Annotated in this window: 19 protein-coding genes and 1 pseudogene; 11 read left to right on the top strand and 9 right to left on the bottom strand. The window is 63.6% G+C overall.

The features are described 5' to 3' along the window. Positions 1 to 399 precede the first annotated feature (399 nt). The 6 genes from LCM4577_RS01100 to LCM4577_RS01075 form a co-directional block, all read right to left on the bottom strand. Complete coding sequence (locus LCM4577_RS01100) at positions 400 to 921, bottom strand: phospholipase D-like domain-containing protein (RefSeq protein WP_071031782.1); 522 nt, start codon at positions 919 to 921, stop codon at positions 400 to 402. Beyond that, positions 891 to 2,096 (bottom strand): phospholipase D-like domain-containing protein, encoded by a 1,206-nt coding sequence (locus LCM4577_RS01095; protein WP_071069121.1) that lies wholly within the window; start codon positions 2,094 to 2,096, stop codon positions 891 to 893. Before LCM4577_RS01095 ends, LCM4577_RS01100 begins: the two co-directional genes overlap by 31 nt. Positions 2,097 to 2,829: 733 nt before the next feature. Continuing rightward, positions 2,830 to 3,567 carry a peptide-methionine (S)-S-oxide reductase MsrA gene (gene msrA, locus LCM4577_RS01090; protein ID WP_071069119.1) on the bottom strand — a complete coding sequence of 246 codons (738 nt, stop codon included), beginning with the start codon at positions 3,565 to 3,567 and terminating at the stop codon, positions 2,830 to 2,832. A 316-nt stretch (positions 3,568 to 3,883) separates the two neighbouring features. After that, positions 3,884 to 4,168 (bottom strand): hypothetical protein, encoded by a 285-nt coding sequence (locus tag LCM4577_RS01085; RefSeq protein ID WP_071031779.1) that lies wholly within the window; start codon positions 4,166 to 4,168, stop codon positions 3,884 to 3,886. A gap of 88 nt (positions 4,169 to 4,256) precedes the next feature. Next, a complete protein-coding gene (locus LCM4577_RS01080; RefSeq protein ID WP_071069117.1) occupies positions 4,257 to 4,961 on the bottom strand; it encodes a thioredoxin family protein in 705 nt (234 codons plus the stop codon). Between the two features lie 246 nt (positions 4,962 to 5,207). Beyond that, positions 5,208 to 6,308, bottom strand: coding sequence for a TadE/TadG family type IV pilus assembly protein (locus LCM4577_RS01075; RefSeq protein ID WP_244508189.1), 1,101 nt, complete (start codon positions 6,306 to 6,308; stop codon positions 5,208 to 5,210). A 360-nt stretch (positions 6,309 to 6,668) separates the two neighbouring features. Between LCM4577_RS01075 and lepA the strand changes: the two genes are divergently transcribed. Beyond that, positions 6,669 to 8,474, top strand: coding sequence for a translation elongation factor 4 (gene lepA, locus LCM4577_RS01070; protein ID WP_071069115.1), 1,806 nt, complete (start codon positions 6,669 to 6,671; stop codon positions 8,472 to 8,474). Between the two features lie 12 nt (positions 8,475 to 8,486). Here the strand turns inward: lepA and LCM4577_RS01065 are convergent, their stop codons facing one another. Beyond that, the gene (locus LCM4577_RS01065) at positions 8,487 to 10,259 is read right to left on the bottom strand and encodes a hypothetical protein (protein ID WP_071069113.1); all 1,773 of its coding nucleotides are present in this window, start codon (positions 10,257 to 10,259) and stop codon (positions 8,487 to 8,489) included. A gap of 206 nt (positions 10,260 to 10,465) precedes the next feature. On the opposite strand from LCM4577_RS01065, the gene LCM4577_RS01060 reads away from it, so the two are divergent. From LCM4577_RS01060 to LCM4577_RS01015, 10 genes are all read left to right on the top strand, one after another. Further along, a complete protein-coding gene (locus tag LCM4577_RS01060) occupies positions 10,466 to 10,978 on the top strand; it encodes a hypothetical protein (protein ID WP_071069111.1) in 513 nt (170 codons plus the stop codon). Next, a complete protein-coding gene (locus tag LCM4577_RS01055; protein ID WP_131803410.1) occupies positions 10,975 to 11,499 on the top strand; it encodes a hypothetical protein in 525 nt (174 codons plus the stop codon). The genes LCM4577_RS01060 and LCM4577_RS01055 overlap by 4 nt, the downstream gene beginning before the upstream one ends. 196 nt (positions 11,500 to 11,695) lie before the next feature. Then, complete coding sequence (locus tag LCM4577_RS01050; RefSeq protein WP_040986485.1) at positions 11,696 to 12,043, top strand: hypothetical protein; 348 nt, start codon at positions 11,696 to 11,698, stop codon at positions 12,041 to 12,043. 264 nt (positions 12,044 to 12,307) lie between these two features. Then, positions 12,308 to 12,934 carry a CDGSH iron-sulfur domain-containing protein gene (locus LCM4577_RS01045; protein WP_071069108.1) on the top strand — a complete coding sequence of 209 codons (627 nt, stop codon included), beginning with the start codon at positions 12,308 to 12,310 and terminating at the stop codon, positions 12,932 to 12,934. A gap of 100 nt (positions 12,935 to 13,034) precedes the next feature. Then, positions 13,035 to 13,409, top strand: a complete 375-nt coding sequence (locus LCM4577_RS01040) for an endonuclease domain-containing protein (protein WP_083354596.1) — start codon at positions 13,035 to 13,037, stop codon at positions 13,407 to 13,409. 165 nt (positions 13,410 to 13,574) lie between these two features. Beyond that, positions 13,575 to 15,596, top strand: a complete 2,022-nt coding sequence (locus LCM4577_RS01035; RefSeq protein WP_071069104.1) for a hydantoinase/oxoprolinase family protein — start codon at positions 13,575 to 13,577, stop codon at positions 15,594 to 15,596. Positions 15,597 to 15,845: 249 nt separating this feature from the next. Continuing rightward, complete coding sequence (locus tag LCM4577_RS01030) at positions 15,846 to 18,020, top strand: malate synthase G (RefSeq protein WP_071069102.1); 2,175 nt, start codon at positions 15,846 to 15,848, stop codon at positions 18,018 to 18,020. A gap of 520 nt (positions 18,021 to 18,540) precedes the next feature. Beyond that, positions 18,541 to 19,131 carry a DUF308 domain-containing protein gene (locus LCM4577_RS01025; protein WP_071069101.1) on the top strand — a complete coding sequence of 197 codons (591 nt, stop codon included), beginning with the start codon at positions 18,541 to 18,543 and terminating at the stop codon, positions 19,129 to 19,131. 24 nt (positions 19,132 to 19,155) lie between these two features. Then, positions 19,156 to 19,764 (top strand): TetR/AcrR family transcriptional regulator, encoded by a 609-nt coding sequence (locus LCM4577_RS01020; protein ID WP_244508188.1) that lies wholly within the window; start codon positions 19,156 to 19,158, stop codon positions 19,762 to 19,764. Positions 19,765 to 20,300: 536 nt separating this feature from the next. After that, the gene (locus tag LCM4577_RS01015; RefSeq protein ID WP_244508187.1) at positions 20,301 to 21,620 is read left to right on the top strand and encodes a serine hydrolase; all 1,320 of its coding nucleotides are present in this window, start codon (positions 20,301 to 20,303) and stop codon (positions 21,618 to 21,620) included. Positions 21,621 to 21,657: 37 nt separating this feature from the next. On the opposite strand, the pseudogene LCM4577_RS01010 reads toward LCM4577_RS01015, so the two are convergent. Both LCM4577_RS01010 and LCM4577_RS01005 read right to left on the bottom strand, forming a co-directional pair. Beyond that, positions 21,658 to 23,097 (bottom strand): annotated as a pseudogene (locus tag LCM4577_RS01010) (YifB family Mg chelatase-like AAA ATPase); the annotation flags it as partial. Positions 23,098 to 23,326: 229 nt separating this feature from the next. Further along, on the bottom strand, positions 23,327 to 24,094 hold the full coding sequence (locus tag LCM4577_RS01005; protein ID WP_071069099.1) for a reverse transcriptase domain-containing protein: 768 nt from the start codon (positions 24,092 to 24,094) through the stop codon (positions 23,327 to 23,329). Positions 24,095 to 24,224 lie beyond the last annotated feature (130 nt).

Below are 24,224 nucleotides of genomic sequence, written 5' to 3'. Positions count from 1 at the left end.
GAAAAGGTGATCTGATATAGGTCGGATGCCGCAAGGTGCAACCGTGAATCGCCGCCCTGCTGACAGTTCTGGACAGTGGAAGCCTGACTGAAGGTCCCGGTTGCAGCAGTGCAATCGCTTACGTCAGCGCCAGCCCCCTCTCCGTCTCGGCTTCGCCGAGCCACCTCTCCCCACTTTCGTGGGGCGAGGAAATATCAATCGCGAAGGGCGCGGCCTCGGAAAGCTTGGGTTCCTCGCCCCCGCCAAAGGCGGGGGAGAGGTGGCTCGGCGAAGCCGAGACGGAGAGGGGGAGCGCCCTATGCGATTATCCATCCCCTAGGCGCGCCAACCGCAAACGCCGGCGCTGCCCCTCATCCGCCCTTCGGGCACCTTCTCCCCGTTGAAACGGGGAGAAGGGACTCAAGCCGTCCAGAAGGCGATCTCCTGCGCCTTGGTCCCGAGCTCCGTCTTCAGCCATTGATCGTCGTCGTCGAGGTAGCTCCACGGCGTCTTGCCCTGGGCTCGCATCTCGCGGATGTAGGAGCGGTAGCGGTAGTGGCTGTAGACCGACATGGCATAGGTGGCATAGGCGGCGGCGAGCTTGCCGTGGCCGCGCACGATCACCAGGTTCTCGTCGTTCTTCTCGCTCGCCGGCGCCGAGAAATTGTGGCTGCCGGTCACCACCACGCAATCGGCTGAATGCGGGTCGGTCACCAGGATCTTCGAGTGCACGATGGCGTGGCCGATCTGCGACAGGAAGGTGCGGCGGTTAACCTCGGCGATCCACGGCCCGAGCGGCGCGTCGAGGCCTTGCGGCTGCGCCACCGCATAGCGGTCCGGCGTGAATTTGCGGTCGCTGCTCACCAGGTCGATGTCGAGGAAGTTCTGCTCGGTGCCGCCCTCGTCCGCGCTCAGCGTCGAGACCACGCCGCGCACATACATGCCCTTTTCCGGGCGCGCTGGCCGGCCAGCGTGTGCAGCCCCTGCTTGCCCGGCGTGAACATCAAAAACAGCACCGCCTGCTTGGCCGAGGTGATGACGTCGCGCAGCGCCGTCATGTCGGCGCCGTCCGAGGTGCGGGTAAACCACACGGTCGTCTTGGCGGTGCCGACCGTGAAGGTCTTCGGCGCATCGTTGTCCGCCATCAGCGCCGGCGTGAAGTTGGCCGGGTCGGTCTTCGGCGGCGAGGCGTCCCTGAGCAGGTCCCAATGCTTGCGGAAATGCGCCGCCACCGCCGCGTCCTCGATCAGCAGGCCGTTGTTGACCTGCGTGCAGAGGCCCGTCGTGCTCCAGTTGGTGCTGCCGGTCCACACCTTCTTCGGCTCGCCGTCTTCCGACACGACGACGAATTTGTTGTGGCCGAGGCCTTTCGATTTCAGCATCCGGTCGATGGTCGCGACGCCATGGTCGTTGAGGTTCTTACGCGCGTCCTTGTTGCCGTCGCCTTTTTTGTCGGAGCCGTTGGCGAGGATGAGATGGAGCCGCGGCCCGAGCCCGATCAGCGCCGTCTCCAGCGTCGCGTCGCCGAGCTCGTAGAGCGCGGCATGCAATTCGTCGCCGGCGCCTTGCGTCAGCCCGACCATGCGCAGGCCGAGATCGCCTTCCAGGAAAGCGCGGAATTTCGCGTCGCCATTGGTCTGCAGGCTCTTCTTGAAGGCCGCCGGCGAGAGCTTGTTCTTGGCCATGTAGCGGGCGACGAACTGCGACAGCACCAGCCCGCGGTTGAAGTAGCAGGAGAAACCGCCGCCGGCGTCGGTCGCAAGCGTCTTCCAGTCCGTCCAGTCGCTGGAAACGCCCTTGGTCAGCGGCTTGCCGGGACCTGCGCTCATCATCGCGGTGACCCGGTAGCGCACGACATTGCCGACATCGGCGGCATGGTCGGTCCAGTTGAAGCGCTGGAACGGCCAGACGTCCGACGGCCTGTGATCGCCGGATTTCGGCTTGTCCTTGGTGAAGCCGACGCGGTTCTCCACCGGCTCGATCTTCTCGCTCGCGCCGGCCTTGCGGCCGCGCTCGAGCAGGAAGCCGCGGCATCCGGCGATGAAGTCGCTGGGCGCCCAGGCGACGAAGGCGTCGTCGCCATTGGTGTAGACGGAAACCTTTATCGCGACGGCCATCTGTCGTTCCTCCCCATCTGTCGTTCCTCCCGATACGGCGCCGACATGTCGGGCCCATCGATGCAGCCAACAAAACACCGCGCCGGAGCAAAACCCCGGATCAGTTGAAAGAAAATTTTCGAAAAGGGTGACGGCGACGATTATGTGGCGGCAGAAGATCGGGTGTCAATGTTTTGCAGTGTCAAGTACAATTCTATGAACTGCTTCACACTGTGTTTTTGTTTGCCAGCAAAATAAAGGCGGATGGTTTCGGGGGCCATGGGTTCAAACGGCAGACGGGCCTGGAGCACTCCAGGAAAAGTGCGAGCGACGCCGTTTGTCGGTGGGCAGATTTTCACCGTTCCTGTCCGTGAAATCGGCGCAAACGCCGGGGATTGGCTGAAGCCGCCCGAACGTCGTCATTCCAGGGCGGAGCAAGGAGCGGAAGCGGCGTCGCGGAGACCCTGGAATCCATGCCAGGACGCTGACCAAAGCGTGCAGCGGAGCAGAATTCTGCACCGTTGCGGCGCGTCGAAGTCACGGCATGATCCTCGGGTCTGCGCGCGTCGCTTCGCTCCTTGCTCCGCCCGTGGATGACGAAGCCACCGGGCCCGGAGACGTTTCGAAATTCGCTCCGGCGAGTCATATGGTGGTGGTTTCGAGAACCGGAGCGGAGCGGACATCAGTCCGTGAGCACCGGAAGCGCAGAAACCGCCAGCAGATGGCCGCCGGAGTAGAATTTCCAAACGGTCTCTCAGCTCTTGCTGGAGGCCAGCACAAGCACCGGCTTCTCGCTGTACAGCTTGGGGAACAGCGACTTCAGATTCTCGATCTTGGGCAGGTCGTTGTAGACGATATAGGGATAGGTCGGGTTCAGCGTCAGGAAATCCTGATGGTAGTCCTCGGCCGGATAAAAGGTCTTGCCGGTTTCGAGCGTGGTGACGATCGGCTTGGAAAACACCTTGGCCTTGTCGAGCTGGGCGATGTAGCTCTCGGCCACCTTCTTCTGCTCGTCATTCTCGGCGAAGATCGTCGAACGGTACTGCGTGCCCTGGTCCGGCCCCTGGTAGTTGAGCTGCGTGGGGTTATGCGCGACCGAGAAATAGACCTGCAGCAGCTGGCCGTAGGTGACCTTCGACGGGTCGTAGGTGATCTCGACGGATTCGRCATGCCCGGTGCGGCCGGTGYCGACCACTTCGTAGACGGCGTTCTCGGCGCTGCCGCCGGTATAGCCGGACACCGCCTTGCTGACGCCCTTGACGTGCTGGAATACGCCCTGCACGCCCCAGAAGCAGCCGCCGGCGAAGATCGCCTTCTCGGTGCCGACCGCCGCCTTCTCGTCCAGAGCCGGCGGCGGGATCACCACCGCGTCCTCGGCCGAGCGCGCCGGGCTCTGCCAGAAGACGGCCGCGGCGACCGCCGCGAGACCAAGCGCTGCGAGCGCGCCGCGGGTGAAGAATGGCCGCGCGGCTTTTGTCTTGATGCCGTTCATGTCCTGATCTCCTGTTGTTGCTCCAATATATACGATCGAAGCCCTGGTGGGGTTCTCACTTTGCCGTGCGGCGGCGTGTAACCGCCGACGGCGCTCCCCCTCTCCGTCTCGGCTTCGCCGAGCCACCTCTCCCCCGCTTTGCGGGGGCGAGGAACCCAGGCTTGCGGAGGCCGCGCCCTCGGCGATGAGCGTTTCCTCGCCCCCGCCAAAGGCGGGGGAGAGGTGGATCGGCGCGCAGCGCCGAGACGGAGAGGGGGCTGCGCCGCCCCATGCGATTGCCTCGCAGGCTGGCGACGCGACGGATCGCAAGCTCACCTCACTGAGCGGTGCTATCCGCCGGCTTCATCGCGTCGGTTGCCGGCTTCATCGCATCCGCCGGCTTCATCGCATCCGTTGCCGGCTTCATCGCCTCGGTGCTCATCGCGTCGGGCTTCATGGCGTCGGCCGGCTTCATCGCGTCCGTCGCCGGCTTCATGGCGTCGGTCGCCATCGCGTTGGCGGGCTTCATCGCGTTGGTCGCGTCGTCGGCGCGGGCGCCGGCAACGAAGACCGAGGCGGAAAGCGCGAAGGCCAGCGCCGGAAGCGTGAGGAACTTGGTCATGGGTCGTACTCCTTGGGTTATGGCGCGCGACTGCGAGCCAGGTGATGCGTTGCCGCCTTCTGCGGCGCCGCGCGAAAGGGGTGAAAAATCAGTTGGCGGCGGCGGCCAGGATCGGTCCGCCGCCAGGCGCCTGCACCAGCACTGCAGTGCTCAAGCCGCCCGAGGCCGCCGGCAGCGGCAGCGTGGTGGCCGCGCCGTTCCAGCTGCCGAGCTTGGTGAGCGCATGCACGACATTGGCGTGCGGCAGCGTGCGGCCGGTGTTTTCGCCGCGCGCCACCGGCACCTCGACGACGCCTCTCGTGTAGCGAACCAGCCAGATGTCGGCGCCGCCGCCCGGCGCCTTGCCGGCGCCGATGCTGACCTTGCCGTGGCCGAGCGAAAGCTCCGGCCCCTGGGTGCGGCCGCCTCCCTTGTTGATCAGACTCTTGGCGATCAGCTTCTGGATCTCGCCGGGAGCCGCGCCCACGCCGTCGCTTCTGCCGTTCACCACCACTTGCGGCGTGAACGGTCCGTCACGGCCGAGCGATGGCTCGTAGGTTACCTGGCGGTCGGTGAATTCCTTGCGGCCGAACGTGTCCTTCCAGCCGAGATAGTCCCAATAGGTGACGTTGAACGACAGCGCCAGGACGCCCGGCTGGTCCTTGACCTTGATCAGGTTGGCGTTGGCCGGGGGGCAGGACGAGCAGCCCTGGCTGGTGAACAGCTCGACCACGGTCAGCGGCTGTGCGAACGCGGCGCCGAGCGTGGCGGCAAACATCGCGCCGGCGAGCAGGCTTGTCTTCAATCCGGTCATGGGAAGCAATCTCCGTAGCGGGTCATGCTCCGATTTCGCCGGGGTGGAGGGGTTCGTTACAGCTTCACCGGTTTGTGATGTGGGAGTTCTCCCTTCTCCCCTTGTGGGAGAAGGTGGCTCGGCGCGCAGCGCCGAGACGGATGAGGGGTGCTCCAGGGAACGCCAACGCCTCACTCCGCTGGAACACCCCTCATCCGGCCGCTTCGCGGCCACCTTCCCCCCACAAGGGGGGAAGGAGAGGCGCCGTCACTGCGTCAGCACCGTCTCCGACGGGCGCTGGTTGTAGTCGCATTTGCCTTGCACGGTGTAGAAGAAGTCGGCGTCGGTATAGGCTTCCGGCACGGGCGAGCCGCCGTCTTCCCAGCCCTGGTAGCCGGCCTGGCCGCAGGGGACGGCGGTGAAGATGTCGACCTTCTGGCCGGTCGCCACTTCGGCCAGGTTGGTCGGGCTGGTGCCGATGAAGAGGCGGTTCGAGGTGGTGGGATCGTTCGATTTGAGCACGGCTGGTTTGCCCGACGGCACGTCCATCTCGAGATAGAGCTGATCCATCTGGCTGACGTCGATCACCGCGCCGGCGCCATTGGCGGGATAGAAGGTATCGACGCAGTAATAGGTCGTGCCGTACTGGTCGGTCTGGATCGCCGTTCCGGCCGGCACGGATTTCTGCAGGCTCTTCCGCGTGCCGGTGGTGCAGGCCTGCTTCTGCACCGTGGTGGAGGTGGAGCCGTTGACCGTGTTCACGGTCGTGGTGCCGTAGCCCTTCGGATCGCCATAGCCATTATAGGCATAGGTGATCGTCATCAGCTTCTGGGCGGTGGTATCGCCGAACTTGGTGCCCCACAGGATCATGGTCTTTGCCCAGTAGCCCGACACCTTCGTCACCCTGAAGGTGGTCTGCACCAGCGCCGGCGTCTTGCGCACCGACGAGCCGACGCCGACCGGCACCGTGTCGATACGGGCGACCTGCATAAAGTCGGTCGGCATCAGGTAGCCCGCCTTGGCGGTGAAGGTCGCCGTGCCRGCAGCATCGACATTGACGCCGGTCAGCGTCGCCGTGCCCTGCCCGCTATTGGCCGCATAGGCCTGCTGCAGCGCCGTCTGGCGGTCGGACAGCGATGTCGTGGTCGGCAGCGTGGTGATCGAGATGATCGCGGCATCGAGCGCGTTCTGCATGTCGCTTCGCGTCGTCACCGCCGAGGTGTAGTCGACCGAAAAGCCGACTGCCGCCACCAGGGGGATCGTCAGCAGCACCATCATCGGCATCATCGAGCCGTCGCGGCGGGCGAGAAATCGCCTCAACGGGCTGGCCACCGCGGCCAGGCTGAACTTTCGAGCGGAACGGGACATTTCAGGCCTTCGTCGTCTTGGGCAGCAAGTTGGTCGGGCGCGAAGCATGCGCCAAAGCGGTGCATGAATATTTAAGCGGTTTTGAATATTTCGTGAGCGGGACGTGAAGTACAGCCGATCTCCCCCCTTGCGGGGGAGACGCCCGGCAGGGCAGAGGGGGGTGCTGTCCCGCCGACATTCAACCGACACGAGCACCCACGCCCGGACATTCCCCTGGCCCTGAAAAGCTCGAAAACCATGGAATCAACGCCGCGATCCGTCACACCCCCTCTGGCCTGCCGGCCATCTCCCCCGCAAGGGGGGAGATCAGCTAACCCCCGCCGCTTGCCCGCTTCCCCCGCCCCTGCTAAAGCGCGCCGCATGACGACGCCGCTCGACCACATCCGCAATTTCTCCATCGTCGCCCATATCGACCATGGCAAATCCACGCTTGCCGACCGGCTGATCCAGCTCACCGGCGCGCTGGAGGAGCGCGACATGAAGGAGCAGGTGCTGGACTCGATGGATATCGAGCGCGAGCGCGGCATCACCATCAAGGCCCAGACGGTGAGGCTCAACTACCGCGCCAAGAACGGCGAGGATTACGTGCTGAACCTCATCGACACGCCCGGGCATGTCGACTTCGCCTATGAGGTGTCGCGTTCGCTCGCCGCCTGCGAGGGCTCGCTGCTGGTGGTCGACGCTTCCCAGGGCGTCGAGGCGCAGACGCTCGCCAATGTCTACCAGGCCATCGACAACAACCACGAGATCGTCGTGGTGCTGAACAAGGTCGACCTGCCGGCGGCCGAGCCCGAGCGCATCCGCGAGCAGGTGGAGGAGGTGATCGGCCTCGACGCCTCCAACGCCGTGCTGATCTCGGCCAAGACCGGGCTTGGCGTACCGGACGTGCTGGAGGYGATCGTCCACCAGCTGCCGCCGCCGCGCGAGGGCGACATCAACGCGCCCTTGAAGGCCATGCTGGTCGACAGCTGGTACGACGCCTATCTCGGCGTCATCGTGCTGGTGCGCATCATCGACGGCGTGATGAAGAAGGGCCAGACCATCCGCATGATGGGCACCGGCGCGAAATATCTCGTCGAGCGTACCGGCGTCTTCAAGCCGGCCCGCGTCAATGTCGACGAGCTCGGCCCCGGCGAGTTCGGCTTCTTCACCGGCTCGATCAAGGAAGTGGCCGACACCCGCGTCGGCGACACCATCACCGAGGACCGCCGCCCGACGCAAAAGGCGCTGCCCGGCTTCAAGCCGGCGCAGCCGGTTGTGTTCTGCGGCCTGTTCCCGGTCGACGCCGCCGATTTCGAGGACCTGCGCGCCGCCGTCGGYAAATTGCGCCTCAACGACGCCAGCTTCTCCTTCGAGATGGAAACCTCCGCCGCGCTCGGCTTCGGCTTCCGCTGCGGCTTTCTCGGGCTTTTGCATCTGGAGATCATCCAGGAGCGGCTGGAGCGCGAGTTCAACCTCGACCTCATCGCCACGGCGCCATCCGTCGTCTACCGCATGAACCTCATCGACGGCACGGTGAAGGAGCTGCACAACCCGGCCGACATGCCCGACGTGGTCAAGATCGCCTCGATCGAGGAGCCGTGGATCCGCGCCACGATCCTGACGCCCGACGACTATCTCGGCGGCATCCTGAAGCTTTGCCAGGACAGGCGCGGCATCCAGGCCGATCTCTCCTATGTCGGCAAACGCGCCATGCTGACCTACGACCTGCCGCTCAACGAAGTGGTGTTCGATTTCTACGACCGGCTGAAGTCGATCTCCAAGGGCTACGCCTCCTTCGACTATCATTTGACCGACTATCGCGAGGGCGACCTGGTGAAGATGTCGATCCTGGTCAATGACGAGCCGGTCGACGCGCTCTCGATGCTGGTGCACCGCTCGGCCGCCGAAAAGCGCGGCCGCGCCATGTGCGAGAAGCTGAAGGAGCTGATCCCGCAGCATCTCTTCAAGATCCCGATCCAGGCCGCCATCGGCGGCCGCATCATCGCCCGCGAGACCGTCTCGGCGCTGCGCAAGGACGTCACCGCCAAATGCTACGGCGGCGACGTGACCCGCAAGCGCAAGCTGCTCGACAAGCAGAAAGAGGGCAAGAAGCGGATGCGCCAGTTCGGCAAGGTGGATATCCCGCAGGAGGCGTTTATCCAGGCGCTTAAGATGGGGGATTGAGGGGTGGGTTGACTACCTCACAAGAGAGAGAACCGCGTTTCTTCTCTCTCTTCTCTGCGAGATGTCATTCTTGGTCCTAGTCATGAATGACACTATGTCATCCCTAAGTCTTGTGAAAATAGCCAATTTCTGCTTACTACCACCGTCTCTTTCACCGAACTCAAAGGTGTAGCGCTTCTTAACGTTAGGGCTTATTTTCTGCAAGTCGGCTATTAGATCGGGCTCATGCCATCTCTTGTAGATTCTACGAAGCAGGTACCAAAAAGCCCAATGTTTTGGCGTCCCATCCCCCTTGTTAATTAAGAAGGAAATATCAAGGGCGCCTTCACTACCTATTGGCGTAAGCGTCAGCCCGAGATAGAATAGCGAAAGTGCGTCATATACGTTCGAGATAGCCGCTATCTCGTCGATAACCTCATGCAGCTTTTTCTCTAGGTATGTTTCCTCCAAGTAAATCGGGTCGATTGAGAACATCAGCGGGATTACTTCTTCATCATCATCTCTGTAAACGAAATGCTCGACCAATGACCACTTATCATTTAGCTCCTCACTTCGAAGAAAAACCGCAGAAAAATACTCTTGGAACGAGCGATGTAAAAAATAATATTCGTCACCGTCCTTGATAATTAGAGACACTGACTCAACGAAATCCATTAGGATCTTGTCAACCGAACACGAAAAGTCACAGAAACTAACCGATTTAGCGATAAAGTTCCTGATTTCGTCGTTGCTGAATTTGTAGGTATTTTCATTGTATGAAAAGAAGCAGAATGCTCGCCAAAGTCGAATGAAGTCGTCTTCCGCGAGACCCGAATGATAGGATCTTGTGTACATAAACTTCATGTCATCATGATCCTTTCGTAAGGTTTCAAAGGCCTTACGATAGAAGAGATGCATCTTCTCCGGTATTTCCCCGCCGCTCATAAACGTGCGTATGGTCATATTTAGGAGCAAAGGGTTCTCAAGAAAAGGAAGATGGGTTTCTAGGAGGTCATTTAGCTTTTCAAGAAACTGAGTTTTAATTGTGTCGCTTATAGGTGATCGATCGATCAACGATCGCATCTTTCTTTCGTCAAAAGGGTCAATCGTATAGTTGAAAAGGTCGTGCCATCCCGTAAAGTCAGGGGTAGGTCGGCTGGTAAGTATCATTTTTAGCTGATCATATTTTCTGGAAAGTCCAACGATATTGCGCGCAATAAGGCTTCGCAGGTCCGGCTTTATTTCGTCGTACCCATCGAGGATGTAGACAAATCGACCACTCTTTTGGAGGTTTGCAAAAACGTCGGCTGTAATGAAGGCGGAAGAAGACCGCAGCTCCGAAAGCGCGAATGCTTCTAGGTCAGGTTGTGGTCCGTCCAAGTCCCGTAGCTCGACAAAAACAGGGATAAGGCCGTGGTTCACTCTGCAGAATGAGCAAAAAAGATACTTCGCCAGCGACGATTTACCCTGCCCGGCAATCGCACTAAAGCAAATGAGCCGCTCTCTGTTAAGTAACTCATATATTGACCGAAACTCAAACTTGTTGTCGCGAGAACTAAAAGATGRCTCGACGAAGATATCCTCAAGGAAAATTGGGGTCAGTGGTGAAAGAAGGGTTTTGGTCTTTGAGAGCCTGGCGTATTTGTCAGTGAGATAACGGGTGAGTCCGAGTTCTAGCTCCGAAATTAGCCTTGAGACACCATAAGACACGGTGCCCTTTAAGGCAGAATATATGTCTTCGCCGATTTTGTTCAGCATCGTCAGAGGTGCGAGTATTAAATCCACGAGGCAGAGCTCCTTCGACAAGCAGGCGTGAATGGTAGTCGAGAAGTATGTCGGCTCTGCTTTTGGAGAGCAAGTGCGGGCGGATTTGGAGAGAGCTGCACTGCGGACGCCCGATAGAGGCGGTAAGGTGTTCAACGCGCAAACCCCGGCCGTCCCGGCAAGTTGGCTTGTCCCTTCTAGATTGGACCACCGCGTTGTATCCTCTCCCCGGCTTGGGGAGACACCACATGCGCTCCACCTCGGATACCGTCGCCGCGATCGGCCTCGCCATCGGCGGCGCTTTGGGCATGGCGGGCACTTTCGTTGCCAGCGACGCGCTGCGCGAGACGCTGTGGACCATCGACGGCGTGGGCGTCGTCGTCGCGGCGGCGCTGCTCACCATGAAATACCAGCGGCTCGGCAATGATCTCGTCGCGGCCGGGTTCCTGACTTTCCTCGCCCGCGAAAGCCTGCTTCTGGCCGGCAACGCGGCGGGCTTGCAGGCCTCCGTGCCTTCCTATGCCGGCGGCATTGCGCTGTGGGCGGCGGGGCTGGTGATGGTCAGCGCGCCGGCCACTTTCGCGCTCTGGATGCGGTTCACGGCCTTCGTCGCCACCGCGCTCTTCGCCGTCTCGGTCCTGATGATCCTGTGGGGCGCGCCGCTGCTGCCCACGTCGTCGCCCTTGCCTGCGCTCGGCTATCCGTTCCTGGTGCTGACCTTCATCGGCTGGATCTGGACTCTTCTGAAGGCGGAGCGTTGAGTGGCAAGGCCATGGCCGCGCCGCTCGAACTCCGCAACAGCCCGTCGGGAAAGATCCTGCCCGCCGTCGGACCGTTCCTGATCGGCGGCATCTTCGGCTTCGGCGCGCTGCAGGGCGTGGCCTCGGGCGCGGATGGCGGGCATGTGCTGTGGATCGCGCTGCTCGCCGCCGCCTGTCTCGCGCTCGGCGCTTTCATCGCGCGCGGCGCCTTCGACACGTCGGTCAAGGTGGTGCTGGACAGCCAAGGTTTCCGCGATACTCGCGCCGGCGACGTGCTGGTGCCGTGGAGCACGGTGCGCAGCGTGCGGCTTGCCGCCGGCGGCAAGGGCGCGGCGATGCTCAATTTCGAGCTCACCGAGGAGCCGCCCGACGCGATCCGCTACTCCTCCGCAAACGCCTTCGGCCTGATGCCTTTCGGCCGGAACATCGTGCATATGGAGATCTCCTCGCTGGATGCGCGGGGGCAGGACCTGGTGGATGCGGTGAAGACATTCGCGCCGCATGTGGTGGTGAGGCGGTAGCGAGGCCCCCTCATCCGGCCGCTTCGCGGCCACCTTCTCCCCGAGGGGAGAAGAGGACAGCGGAGGCGCCGGCGCCCTCCTCTCCCCTTGGGGAGAGGTCGGATTGCCCCGAATTGCCCTTCGCAATTCGGCTGGCAATCCGGGTGAGGGTGCTTCCAGATGCCTCCCGTGCTCTACTCCCCCGGGGGACCTCGCCATGATTCGCGCTCTGCTCGCCTTCCTTCTCCTCACCACGCCGGCCTTCGCCGCCGACATGTCGGTGTTCGTGCGCAACCAGCGTTCCGACGGCGTGGCGCTGGAGCTGTTCAGCCGCGACAGCCAGAAAGTCTGGCCGGGCGGCGACAAGGTGTTCCTCATCCGGCCGAAGGCGCGAAAATCCGTGCCGATCTCCTGCGAGCCCGGCGAGCGCATCTGCTGGGGCGCCTGGGTGAACGGCGACGATTCCGTCACCGCCGGCGTCGGCCCCGACAACGACCAGCCCTGCGACACCTGCTGCTTCATCTGCACCGAGCATTCGACCGAGACGGTGGACCTGGCGGAGTGAGCGCTTCTTCCAGCGACTTCTGCGTGCTTGGGTTCCTCGCCCCCATGAAATGGGGGAGAGGTGGCCGCGAAGCGGACGGAGAGGGGGCCTTCGTAGGGTGCTCCCCTCTCCGGCTCGGCTTCGCCGAGCCACCTCTCCCCACTTTGTACCCACTTTGTGGGGCGAGGAACCCCTGTCTCCCAAGGCTGCGCTTGCAGCCAGCTTGACGCCCTTCGCGCCGCCGCCCTAGCCTTGCGTCACCCAGCAACAGGAGACCCCACCCAAATGGCAGGCACGGTCGAAGGCGAGAAGATCGACGTTTCCTTCAGCGGCAAGCGCTGCATCCATTCGCGCAATTGCGTGCTCGGCAACCCGCATGTCTTCGTGCCCAACGCGCCGGGCGAGTGGATCCATCCGGAGGCGGCCAGCGTCGAGCAGGTGGTGGCGCTGGCGCAGAATTGCCCGTCGGGCGCCATCACCTACAACCGCAAGGATGGCGGGCCACAGGAGAAGCCGCCGGTGGTCAACACTGTGCGGGTGCGCGAGAACGGCCCGCTGGCGGTGCATGCCGAGATCGTGCTGGGTGACGAAACCTTGTTCCGCGCCACGCTCTGCCGCTGCGGCCTGTCGCAGAACAAGCCGTTCTGCGACAACAGCCACATCAAGGGAGGCTTCACCGCCACCGGCGAGCCGCCGCTGAAGGAAGCGCAGGTGCTGGAAGCGCGGGACGGCCCGCTCAAGGTCACGCCCACGGTCAACGGCCCGCTGAAGGTCGAAGGCAATGCCGAGATCGTCACCGGCACGGGGCATACGATCGCGCGCACGACCAAGGTGTTCCTGTGCCGCTGCGGGCATTCGGCGAACAAGCCGTTTTGCGATGGGAGCCATAAGCGGGTGGGGTTCGAGGGGTAGGCGTCGAAGCTGCCAATCTCCCCCCTCGTGGGGGAGATGTCCGGCAGGACAGAGGGGGGCGCCGTAGAGCGCGAACCTTAACAATCACCGAGCGATACAAATGCCCCATACACCGCTGCCCCCAAAACACCGCGCCAACGCCAGATCAATGCGCAAGGTAATGACAGCAGCCGAGTTGAAGCTTTGGAACGAGCTTCGTGCCCATCGGTTGATGGGCCTAGGCTTCCGGCGCCAGTTTCCGATCGCCGGATATATCGTAGACTTCGCTTGTCCGCAGAAGAAGCTCGTCGTTGAGGTCGACGGATCTCAGCACGGAGAAGCTGATGCCGTTGCAGGCGATGAGGCGCGGACAGCGCGGCTGGAGAAAGATGGCTGGACCGTTTTGCGATTCTGGAACGACGATGTCATTCGGGACATCGATAATGTTTGCCAGCATATCGTGATCGTGACCGGGCTCGGAAGTCCATCCGAATAGCGCGATTAGGTCGGCGGGACAGCGCCCCCCTCTGCCCTGCCGGGCATCTCCCCCACGAGGGGGGAGATTGGCTAACCTCCCTGGCCTACCCCTCCCGCCTTTATCCGCCAGCCGGTATCGGCTAAGGGCTTCGCAACAAGCCCTCGACCCGGACTGCCCGCAAAAATGACCGCCAAGCCTCACCCTCTCTTCCTCGGCATCGACACCGGCGGCACCTACACCGATGCGGTGCTGTGGTCCGAGGAGGGCGGGCCTAAAGGCAAGGTGCTGGCCAAGGCGAAGTCGCTGACCACGCGCCACGATCTCGCCGGCGGCATATCCGGCGCGGTGGATGCGGTGCTGGAGAAATCACGGAGCGATCCTGCCTCGATAAAACTCGTCTCGATGTCGACGACGCTCGCCACCAACGCGCTGGTCGAGGGCCAGGGTGGGCGCGTGGCGCTGGTCATGATCGGCTTTTCCGAGGCCGACCTTGCCCGCGATGGCCTCAAGATCGCGCTCGGCACCGACCCGGTGGTGTTCTGCCCCGGCGGCCATGACGTGCATGGCAATTCGGCGAAGCTCGACCTTTCCGGCCTGGAGGCGGCGCTCCCCGAGCTGGGCGGCTCGGTGTCGGGCTTCGCCGTCTGCGCCTATTTCGCCACCCGCAACCCGGCGCATGAGCTGGCCGCGCGAAACCTAATTCGCGACATCACGGGCCTGCCGGTCACCGCCAGCCACGAGCTTTCGGCCAAGCTCGGCGGCCCGCGCCGCGCGCTCACCACGCTGCTCAACGCAAGGCTGATCTCGATGATCGACCGGCTGGTCGCCGCGACCGAAGGGTTCCTCGCCAAGCGCGGCATCGCGGCACCGCTGATGGTGGTGCGCGGCGACGGCGCCCTGGTCTCGGCGGCCTTCGCCCGCCAGCGGCCGATCGAGACCATTTTGTCCGGCCCCGCCGCCTCTCTCGTCGGCGCCCGCCACATGACCGGGCTGGACGACGCCATGGTCTCGGACATCGGCGGCACCACCACCGACGTCGCCGTGCTCGACGGCGGCCGCCCGCGCCTCGATCCGGAAGGCGCCACCGTCGGCGGCTTCCGCACCATGGTGGAGGCGGTCGCGATGCGCACCTTCGGCCTCGGCGGCGACTCGGAAGTCACGCTGGAAGACGGCGCGCTCGACCCGAAGATCCTGCTCGGGCCGCGCCGCCTGGTGCCGCTGGCGCTGTCCGGCCTGGTGCATGGCGAGGCGGTGACATCCGAGTTGGAGCGGCAGTTGCGTGCGCCGAACCCAGGCCGCATGGACGGGCGCTTCGCCTTGCGCACTGGCGTTCCGGACCGGCTCGCCGCCGGCCTCACCGGGCCGGAAGCGAAACTCTACGAGACGATCGGCGCCACCCCACTGGCGCTCGACCGGCTGCTGTCGTCGAACGCGCAGAACGCCACGCTGAACCGGCTGGTGGCGCGGGGCCTGGTGCATATCTCGGGCTTCACGCCGTCGGATGCCGCCCATGTGYTGGGCAAGCAGTCGAACTGGGATGCCGCCACCGCGCGCCTCGGCGCCGAGCTTTTCGCCCGACGGCGCGACGGCCGCGGCCAGACGATCGCGGCGACGCCGGAGGAGATTTCGCAGCGCGTGCTGACGACGCTGACCCGCTGGTCGGCCGAATATATCCTCGAAACCGCCTTCGCCGAGGACGGGCTGGACGGCGCGGCCACCGTCGCGCATGCGCTGGTGCAGCGCGCGGTCGACGCGCATCCCGGCATCGCCCGCTTCACCGTTGCGCTCGACCGCCCGGTCATCGGCCTCGGCGCTTCGGCGCCGCTGCACTATGCCGGCCTGCCGCCGCTGGTCGGCAATGGCTGCATCGTGCCGGAGGACACCGACGTCGCCAACGCGCTCGGCGCCGTGGTCGGCCAGGTGCGCGTCTCGGCCGAAGCCCGCGTCAGCCAGCCCAAGGAAGGCCTGTTCCGCCTCGCCTCCGGCCAGACGGTGCGCGACTTCACCGAGGAGGAGAAGGCAATCGAAGCGGCCGAAGCCGATGTGCGGCAGATCGCGGCCGAACGCGCGAAAGATGCGGGCACCGACAGCGCCGAGATCGACGTCGCCACCGAGTTCAAGGTCTCGACCATCGAGGGCCAGCGCATGTTCATCGAGGCGCATGTGGTGGCCGTGGCGTCGGGACGGCCAAGGATCGCGGTGTGAGGGCGGCTTCCCCCTTCTCCCCTTGTGGGAGAAGGTGGATCGGCGCGCAGCGCCGAGACGGATGAGGGGTGTTCCAGCGGAGTGAGGCGTTGGTTTTCCCTGGAGCATCCCTCATCCGTCGCCTTCGGCGACACCTTCTCCCACAAGGGGAGAAGGGGAAGGCCGCGCCTCCTACACCCTAAGCCGAATTGACCCCGCAACCCCAAACATGCCAAAGGCCCCGGCAAAGCTATATCTGGAGACGTGCAGATGACCGACCGCATCGAGATCGCCGGGTTGCGGATTGCCCGGGAGCTCCATGACTTCGTGGCCGAAGAAGCCACGCCCGGCACCGGCATCGACCCGGAAAAATTCTGGGAAGGCTTTTCGGCGATCGTCCACGACCTCGCGCCGAAGAACCGCGCGCTGCTCGCCAGGCGCGACGCCATGCAGGAAAAGCTCGACGGCTGGTACCGCGAGAACGGCGCGCCGATCGACATGGAGGCTTACAAAGGCTTCCTGAAAGAGATCGGCTATCTGGTGCCGGAAGGCCCGGCCTTCAGCGTCTCGACGGTCAATGTCGATCCCGAGATCGCCGTCGTCGCGGGGCCGCAGCTGGTCGTACCGGTGATGAATGCGCGCTATGCGCTCAATGCCGCCAACGCCCGTTGGGGCTCGCTCTATGACGCGCTCTACGGCACCGACGCCATTCCCGAGACCGGCGGCGCTGAGAAGGGCAAGGGTTTCAATCCGGCGCGCGGCGCCAGGGTGATCGCCTGGGCGAAGGATTTCTTCGACCAATCGGTGCCGCTGACCACCGGCAAATGGGCCGGCGTCAACGGGCTCTCGGTGGCGAACGGCGCGCTGAAAGCCGGCGAGGGCGCCGGCGCCACGACGCTGGCCGACCCAAAACAGTTCGCCGGCTATCGCGGCGATGCCGCCACGCCGGAAGCCGTGCTTCTGGTGAAGAACGGCCTGCATATCGAGATCGTGATCGACCGCGCCAACCAGATCGGCAAGACCGATCCGGCCGGCATCGCCGAGGTCATCCTGGAATCGGCCTTGACCACCATCCAGGACTGCGAGGATTCGGTCGCAGCCGTCGATGCCGAGGACAAGGTCGTCGTCTACCGCAACTGGCTCGGCCTGATGAAGGGCGATCTCGCCGAAGAGATCACCAAGGGTGGCAAGACTTTTGTCCGCAAGCTCAATCCCGACCGCCGCTACACGGCGCCGAACGGCGGCCAGCTGCTTTTGCCGGGGCGCTCGTTGATGCTGGTGCGCAATGTCGGCCACCTGATGACCAATCCGGCGATTGTCGATCGCGACGGCAACGAGGTGCCGGAGGGCATCATGGATGCCGCGGTCACCGCGCTGATCGCGCTGCACGATGTCGGCGAGAATGGCCGCCGCGCCAATTCCCGCGCCGGCTCGATGTATGTGGTGAAACCGAAGATGCACGGGCCCGAAGAGGTCGCCTTCGCCGTCGAGATCTTCGACCGCGTCGAAGCGCTGCTCGGCATGGCCAGGAACACCATCAAGATGGGTATCATGGACGAGGAGCGGCGCACCACCGTCAACCTCAAGGAGGCGATCCGCGCGGCGCGCGAGCGCGTCGTGTTCATCAACACCGGCTTCCTCGACCGCACCGGCGACGAGATCCACACCTCGATGGAAGCCGGCCCGATGATCCGCAAGGGCGACATGAAGCAGGCCGCCTGGATTTCCGCCTATGAGGCGTGGAACGTCGACACGGGGCTCGAATGCGGGCTCGCCGGCCATGCCCAGATCGGCAAGGGCATGTGGGCGATGCCGGACCTGATGGCGGCGATGCTGGCTGAGAAGATCGCGCATCCCAAGGCCGGCGCCAACACCGCCTGGGTGCCCTCGCCGACGGCCGCGACGCTGCACGCCACGCATTATCACAAGGTCGACGTGCACGCAGTCCAAGCGGCGCTGAAGAGCCGGCCGAAGGCCAAGCTCGACGACATTCTGTCGGTGCCGGTAGCAAGGCGGCCGAACTGGACGCCGGACGAGATCCAGCGCGAGCTCGACAACAACGCGCAAGGCATCCTCGGCTATGTCGTGCGCTGGATCGACCAGGGCGTCGGCTGCTCGAAAGTGCCCGACATCAACGATGTCGGCCTGATGGAGGACCGCGCCACGCTGCGCATCTCCTCGCAGCACATCGCCAACTGGCTGCGCCACAAGGTGTGCTCGGAAATCCAGGTCCGGGATTCGCTGCAGCGCATGGCGGCGATCGTCGACCGCCAGAATGTCGGCGACCCGCTCTACCGCCCGATGGCGCCGGACTTCGACAATTCCATCGCCTTCCAGGCCGCCTGCGACCTGGTGTTCAAGGGGACCAGCCAACCCAACGGCTATACGGAGCCGGTGCTGCACGCGCGGCGGCTGGAGCTGAAGGCACGGGAGCGCCTGCGGTAGGCGCCGGCGGCCGATCGCCTGAACGGCAGCGGCTCGTCATGGAACGTTTCCGATGTATTTCAAACCGACATAAGGCCCGCCCACGGCAACGTTGTTGTTGGGCTGCGCTAGGTGAGATGCAGTCAACTTCCGACTCTTGCCGCCAGCTTTTACGGCAGGCTTTCGTATGCCTTGTTTGACCTTATGGGTTCCGGAGCCATGTTTTACAACATGGTTCCGTGCGCCATGCCCTCCTTGACCTGCGGCTGAAGCGTGCAAAACACTGCCCAATATCAACGCCGCGGCAGCCACGACGATCCCTTTCCTGAACATACCCTTCGCCTCCTCTATTAATTCACTTCGACACAAGCCTATGGCGGTTCGCGCCCGCGCGCCAGGCGGGGAAAACGGCCGTCGCCAGCCGGCAAGTGCGCCGATCACATAGATGAGATGTCAAGGTGATCGCCGGCCGGCCCAGGATGCCTTGACAGTTAGAAATCTACCTACTAGTTGGTAGGCAAACTAAACGAGAGATCCGACCATGTCTGGACAAATGAACGATCACAGCCGCGCCCCGTCTTCGAACGCTTGGCTCAAAAGCTACTATTATCTGCGCTTTGCCGTATCGGCGGCCTGGGTCCTAGCGACCTTCACCGTCGCCGGGACGGTTCCGACGCTCGCCGCGGTCATGCTGGTGGCTTACCCCGCCTGGGACGCGCTCGCCAACTATGTCGACGCGAAGCGCAGCGGCGGTCTCGGCCGCAACCGGTCGCAGCTGCTCAATTTCGTCGTCAGCATCCTCACCGCGATCGCGGTCGCCATCGCGCTTGGCCACAGCATGAACGCGGTGCTCGCGGTCTATGGCGTCTGGGCCGCGATCTCCGGAGCGTTTCAGCTGCTCACCGCGCTGCGTCGCTGGAAGACCAATGGCGCTCAGTGGGCGATGATCCTGAGCGGCGCCCAGTCGGCGCTGGCCGGCCTATTCTTCGTCAGGATGGCGGGCGGCACGGAGGCAATCGGCATCGCCAACGTGGCGCCCTATGCCGCTTTCGGCGCCTTCTACTTCCTGGTGTCCGCCGTGTGGCTTTCGGTCAGCGATATCCTCGCCAAGTCGCCGCAAGCCGCGCGTTGAGATTTCCGACGCTGGAGGTTAGGCATGTCCATGGATAAGCCCTCGAACACTGCCCCTTCGAATACCGCCGATGACATACTGGCCGCCGCGCGACGCTTCATCGTCGCCGGCGGCTATAACGGCTTCAGCTACGCCGATATCGCCGAGGTGGTCGGTATCCGCAAGGCCAGCATCCATCATCATTTTCCGAGCAAGGTCGACCTCGTGCAGACCCTGGTCAGGCGCTATCTCGAGGACGCCGTCACGGGCATGACGGAACTGGAACGCAATGTGCCCGGGCCGGCCGAGTTGCTGCGAACCTATACCGGCTTCTGGGCGCAGTGCATCAAGGACGCGAGCAGGCCGATCTGCGTCTGCGCCTTGCTCGCCAGCGAACTTCCGGCCCTTCCGCCTGAGGTGGCCGTGGAGGTCCGGGCCTATTTTCAGTTTCTCTCGGGGTGGCTGACCCGCGTCTTCGAGCGCGGCGCCGCGCAGGGGACATTGACGATCGCCGCCGCGCCGCGCGCCGAAGCGGAAGCCTTCATGGCGACCGTGCACGGGGCGATGATTTCCGCGCGGGCCTATGGCGATGTCCTGACCTTCGGCATGATCCTGGCGCCGACATTGCAGAAGCTGATCCCCGCAACCGACTGACGTGAACAATGGAAGGATTGGTGCGGGACGGTTCGACCGCGACCTAAGATGGATTACGCCGCGACCGCCGTTGATTGCACAGGCGACGCGCGCGGCCTGATCGGACTCGGTTTCAGTCAGACCTATGCGCCAAGTTATGCGACCTCAGCCAATAGATTAGATTATGCTAATATGATATAAGCAAAGGCGAGAGGGCGCAAATCCATGGGCCGGTTTCTGGGGCATCTAGCCTGGGTATGTCTTGTTTCGGCCAGCCACGCCAACGCCCACAGCTGGTATTCGGGCAAAACCGACCCGGTTCTCCATCTCGAATGCTGCGGCGGTCACGATTGTCATCCTGTCACGTCAAGCGATGTCAGATCGACGCCGGAGGGCTATTACGTCAGGCAACCGCAGCCCTATGCCCGCAATGACCCGCCGACGGGCGAATGGTTTGTCCCACGAGATCGCGTCCAATCGGCTCCCGACGACAAGTACCATATCTGTGAAAATCTCTATCCGACGTACCGCGTCGGCAAATTGCGGATGCGATGGACATGTTTCTTCGCGCCGCGAACCACCGCATCGCTTTCAAACTGAGGCGCTTCACAAAAGGCCTTCCATTGCGAGGGGACATTGGTGCGATGAGTCAATTTGGCGGCGAACCAGTTCGCGACCCCGCGGATCTCGGCTTCGACACGACGCGGCTGAAGCGACTGAAGCGGTGGATGCAGCGCTATGCCGACACCGGGCGCTGGCCTGGTGGCGCCGTGCTCATCGCCCGCCACGGAAAGCTCGCCTTTTTCGACTGCGCCGGATACGCCGACGTCGAAGCCAGGCGGCCTTGGCAACGTGACCTCATCGCCCGCATCTACTCGATGACCAAAGCGGTCACCGCCGTCGCGCTGTTGATGCTGTACGAGGAGGCGCGCGTGCATCTCGACGATCCGGTCGAAGTCTACCTGCCGGAATTCAAGGACATGCAGCTTTTGATACCGGGCGCAACCTCGCTCGACCAGACGGTGCCCGTCAAAACGAGGCCGACGATCCATCATCTGCTGACCCACACATCGGGCCTGAGCCTCTTTACCGGCCCGCGCCTGCTTGGTGAGGCCTATGCCAAGGAAGCGCTCGGCCTCGCCAAGGACTATGGCGGGCTCGACAAGATGGTGCGCAGGATCGCCGAGCTACCATTGGAATGGGAGCCCGGCACGCGGTGGCAATACAGCGCGGGGTCCGATGTCATCGGCCGCATCGTGGAAGTCGTTTCCGGACTGACGCTCGACAAGTACTTTGCGAAGCGCATTTTTGAGCCCCTCGGCATGGCCGACACCGGCTTCTCCGTACCGGACACCGGGATCGGCCGCTTTCCCCCGATGTATGAGGTGACCGCGGCCGGCATGGCCTTGAACGAAGCGCCAGAGGTTTCGGCATGGCGGCAAGGCAAGGTTGATACGTTTTGCGGCGGCGGTGGGCTCGTCGGAACCATCGACGATTACTGGCGGTTTGCCGAAATGCTGCGTGCTGGAGGTGAGCTGAACGGCGAGCGCATCCTCAGTTCCCGCACTCTGAGATTGGCGGCATGCAATCATCTGCCGGGCGATCTTGCTTCGTTGGCAACCGAGGTTTGGGCCGAGACTCAGTTTGACGGCGTCGGGTTCGGTCTGTTGGGCTCCGTCGTCCTCGATCCGGCCAAGGCGCAAATTTCGGCGCAAGCGGGCGATTATGGCTGGGGCGGGGCGGCAGGCACCTTCTTCTGGGTGAGTCCGGTCGACGACATGGTGGTCATTCTCTTCACGCAACTGCTGCCTTCGAGCGCTATTCCGGTGCGCAAGGAGCTGCGCGCGCTCGTCCATGGTGCGCTGACGGGAGCGTGAGGCTCGTCACTCTGACAGCGCCTGGGTGATTGCGCGATCAAGCCGCCTGCGCCATCCGCTCCGCGCTCATGCGATAGGAAATCGCCTCGGCGAGATGGATGCGGCCGACGGTTTCGCTGGCGTCGAGGTCGGCCAGCGTGCGCGCCACCTTCAAGACGCGGTGATAGGCCCGCGCCGAGAAGCCGAGCTTTTCGCTGGCGTCCTTGAGCAGCGTCAGGCCGGCGGCATCGGGCTTGGCGACCTCCTCGATGATCGAAGGCGGGCAATGCGCGTTGGTGGTGGCGGCAGCCCCCAGCCGTTCCAGCCGTTCGCGCTGGATGGTGCGCGCACGCGCCACGCGCTGCGCCACCGCGGCGCTCGTCTCGGCCTTGTCCGGCCGGATCAGGTCGCTTGCCGAGACCGCCGGCACCTCGATCCGAAGGTCGATGCGGTCGAGCATCGGACCGGAAATGCGCGCCTGGTACTCGGTGCGGCAACGGTCGCCGCGCAGGCAGCGATAGCCGGGCTCGCCCGACATGCCGCAGCGGCACGGATTCATCGCGGCCACCAGTTGGATGCGCGCCGGATAGGTGACGCGGTGGTTGGCGCGCGCGATCATGCAGTCGCCCGTCTCCAGCGGCTGGCGCAACGCGTCCAGCGTCTGCGGTGAAAATTCCGGCAATTCGTCGAGGAACAGCACGCCGTGATGGGCGAGCGAGGCTTCGCCTGGACGCGCGCGCAGGCCGCCGCCGACCATCGCCGCCATCGAAGCGGAGTGATGCGGGGCGCGGAACGGCCGCCGGTCGGTGAGCTTGCCTTCGCCGAGCTCGCCGGCGACGGACGCGATCATCGAGACTTCGAGCAGCTCCTTGGGCGCCAGCGGCGGCAGGATCGAGGGCAGCCGCTGCGCCAGCATCGACTTGCCGGCGCCGGGCGGCCCGACCATCAGGAGATTGTGCCCGCCGGCGGCCGCCACCTCCAGCGCCCGCTTGGCGCTTTCCTGGCCCTTGATGTCGGCGAGGTCGGGAAGATCGCGCGCCGCCAGCTGGATGCCGGCCTCGGGCCGCGACAGCACCTGCGTGCCGCGAAAATGGTTGGCGATGGCGATCAGGCTGCGCGGCGCAAGGATGTCGAAATCCTTGCCGGCCCAGGCCGCCTCCGGCCCGCAGGCGAAGGGGCAGATCAGGCCCTTGTTCTCCGCATTGGCGCCGATGGCCGCCGGCAGCGCGCCGGCCACGCCCGCGATCGTGCCGTCGAGCGACAATTCGCCAAGCACCACATAGCCGGCCAGCATGTCGCCCGGAATGGCGCCAAGCGCCGCCATCAGGCCGAGCGCGATCGGCAGGTCGTAATGGCTGCCTTCCTTGGGGAGATCGGCCGGCGCGAGGTTCACCGTCACCTTCTTCGACGGCATCGACAGGCCGGATGCATGGAGCGCTGCCTGCACGCGCTCGCGGCTTTCGGCCACCGCCTTGTCCGGCAGGCCGACGATCTGGATCATGAAGTGGAATAATTACACTTCGAGTCGAGGCTGATCGATGTCCTTACCATCGCGCACCGCCAGCTTCCGTCCCAGGCCTTCGAAGCCTCGGCAACACGATCGGTCCCAGCAGGGAGATTCCCAATCGAGACGCTGGGGTTCAATGGCGCACAGCCGAATCTATTTTATACAAAAACACAATAGCTTAGATGAAACGCAGAAATCGCAACCGAAACACTTTTCCGGGTCATAAAACCGGATCATTGGAGACGACCGGAGGCGGCGCATTGCCTTGYTCGACGGTGCCGCAATATCTCTCGAACGCCGCTGCGCTCGCAGCGGACGGATCGCCGTCATAAAACTCGGCCTTTCGATCCTCGCGCACCACGGCCTCGCCGGGTGCTAGATCGCAATTAAAAATGTCCATCGCCGGGCCGGGTTGGCGCGTCTTTTCCGAATTGATCTGGAAACCGGACTGCTCAAGCACCGCTAGCAGTCCATTGAACGCAACAGTGACGGCCTCAAGGCTGTCCCCGGACAGCGCTATGTCGTCCATGTAGACCGACTTCGTTAGATCGTTCGGCAGGTCGCGAAGGTAGTTGCCGACGGGCGATGTCATCAAAACAAGGCTTGCAAGGATCGGCGACTGGACGAAGCCGTAGGGCAAGGCATAGTTCGGTTCCCCGTAAGGACTTTTGACCGTAGACCACCGCGCATAGTGGTTCGCACGCTCAATCCCAATGTCACGCAAAGCGCGGACGACGCGATTTCTTCCGATGCCGTAGAAGAACGTTTCTATATCGACGCGGGAGAAGATCGCCCGGTTCCGATGCGCGTGAAGCGCCCCAACATGTCCACCGGGCCGAAAGTGATAAACGAAAGGGTCGAACGAAAACGCTTCTTCGACCTTGCCCTTGATGTCGTAGCCGATTTCCTTGCCGCGAGGGCTAGGCACAAAGACCGGCTTCCCTTTTCGGAGATAGGAATAGTCGAAACTGTGGAACCGAACGGACATAGTTGACGACCTTGCTCACAAGTTCCAACACATGGTTCGCGAGCTCAACGAGCCCGATTACCAGCGGCAGATACTTGCAAGCAAGGTCAGCGAGTGTGGATTTTTTCCGCATGCTCACCTCCATTGCTAG

This window comes from Mesorhizobium sp. LCM 4577, from assembly GCF_001854795.2.
GTDB lineage: Bacteria > Pseudomonadota > Alphaproteobacteria > Rhizobiales > Rhizobiaceae > Mesorhizobium > Mesorhizobium plurifarium.
This window is presented reverse-complemented; position numbering and strand designations above follow the sequence as displayed.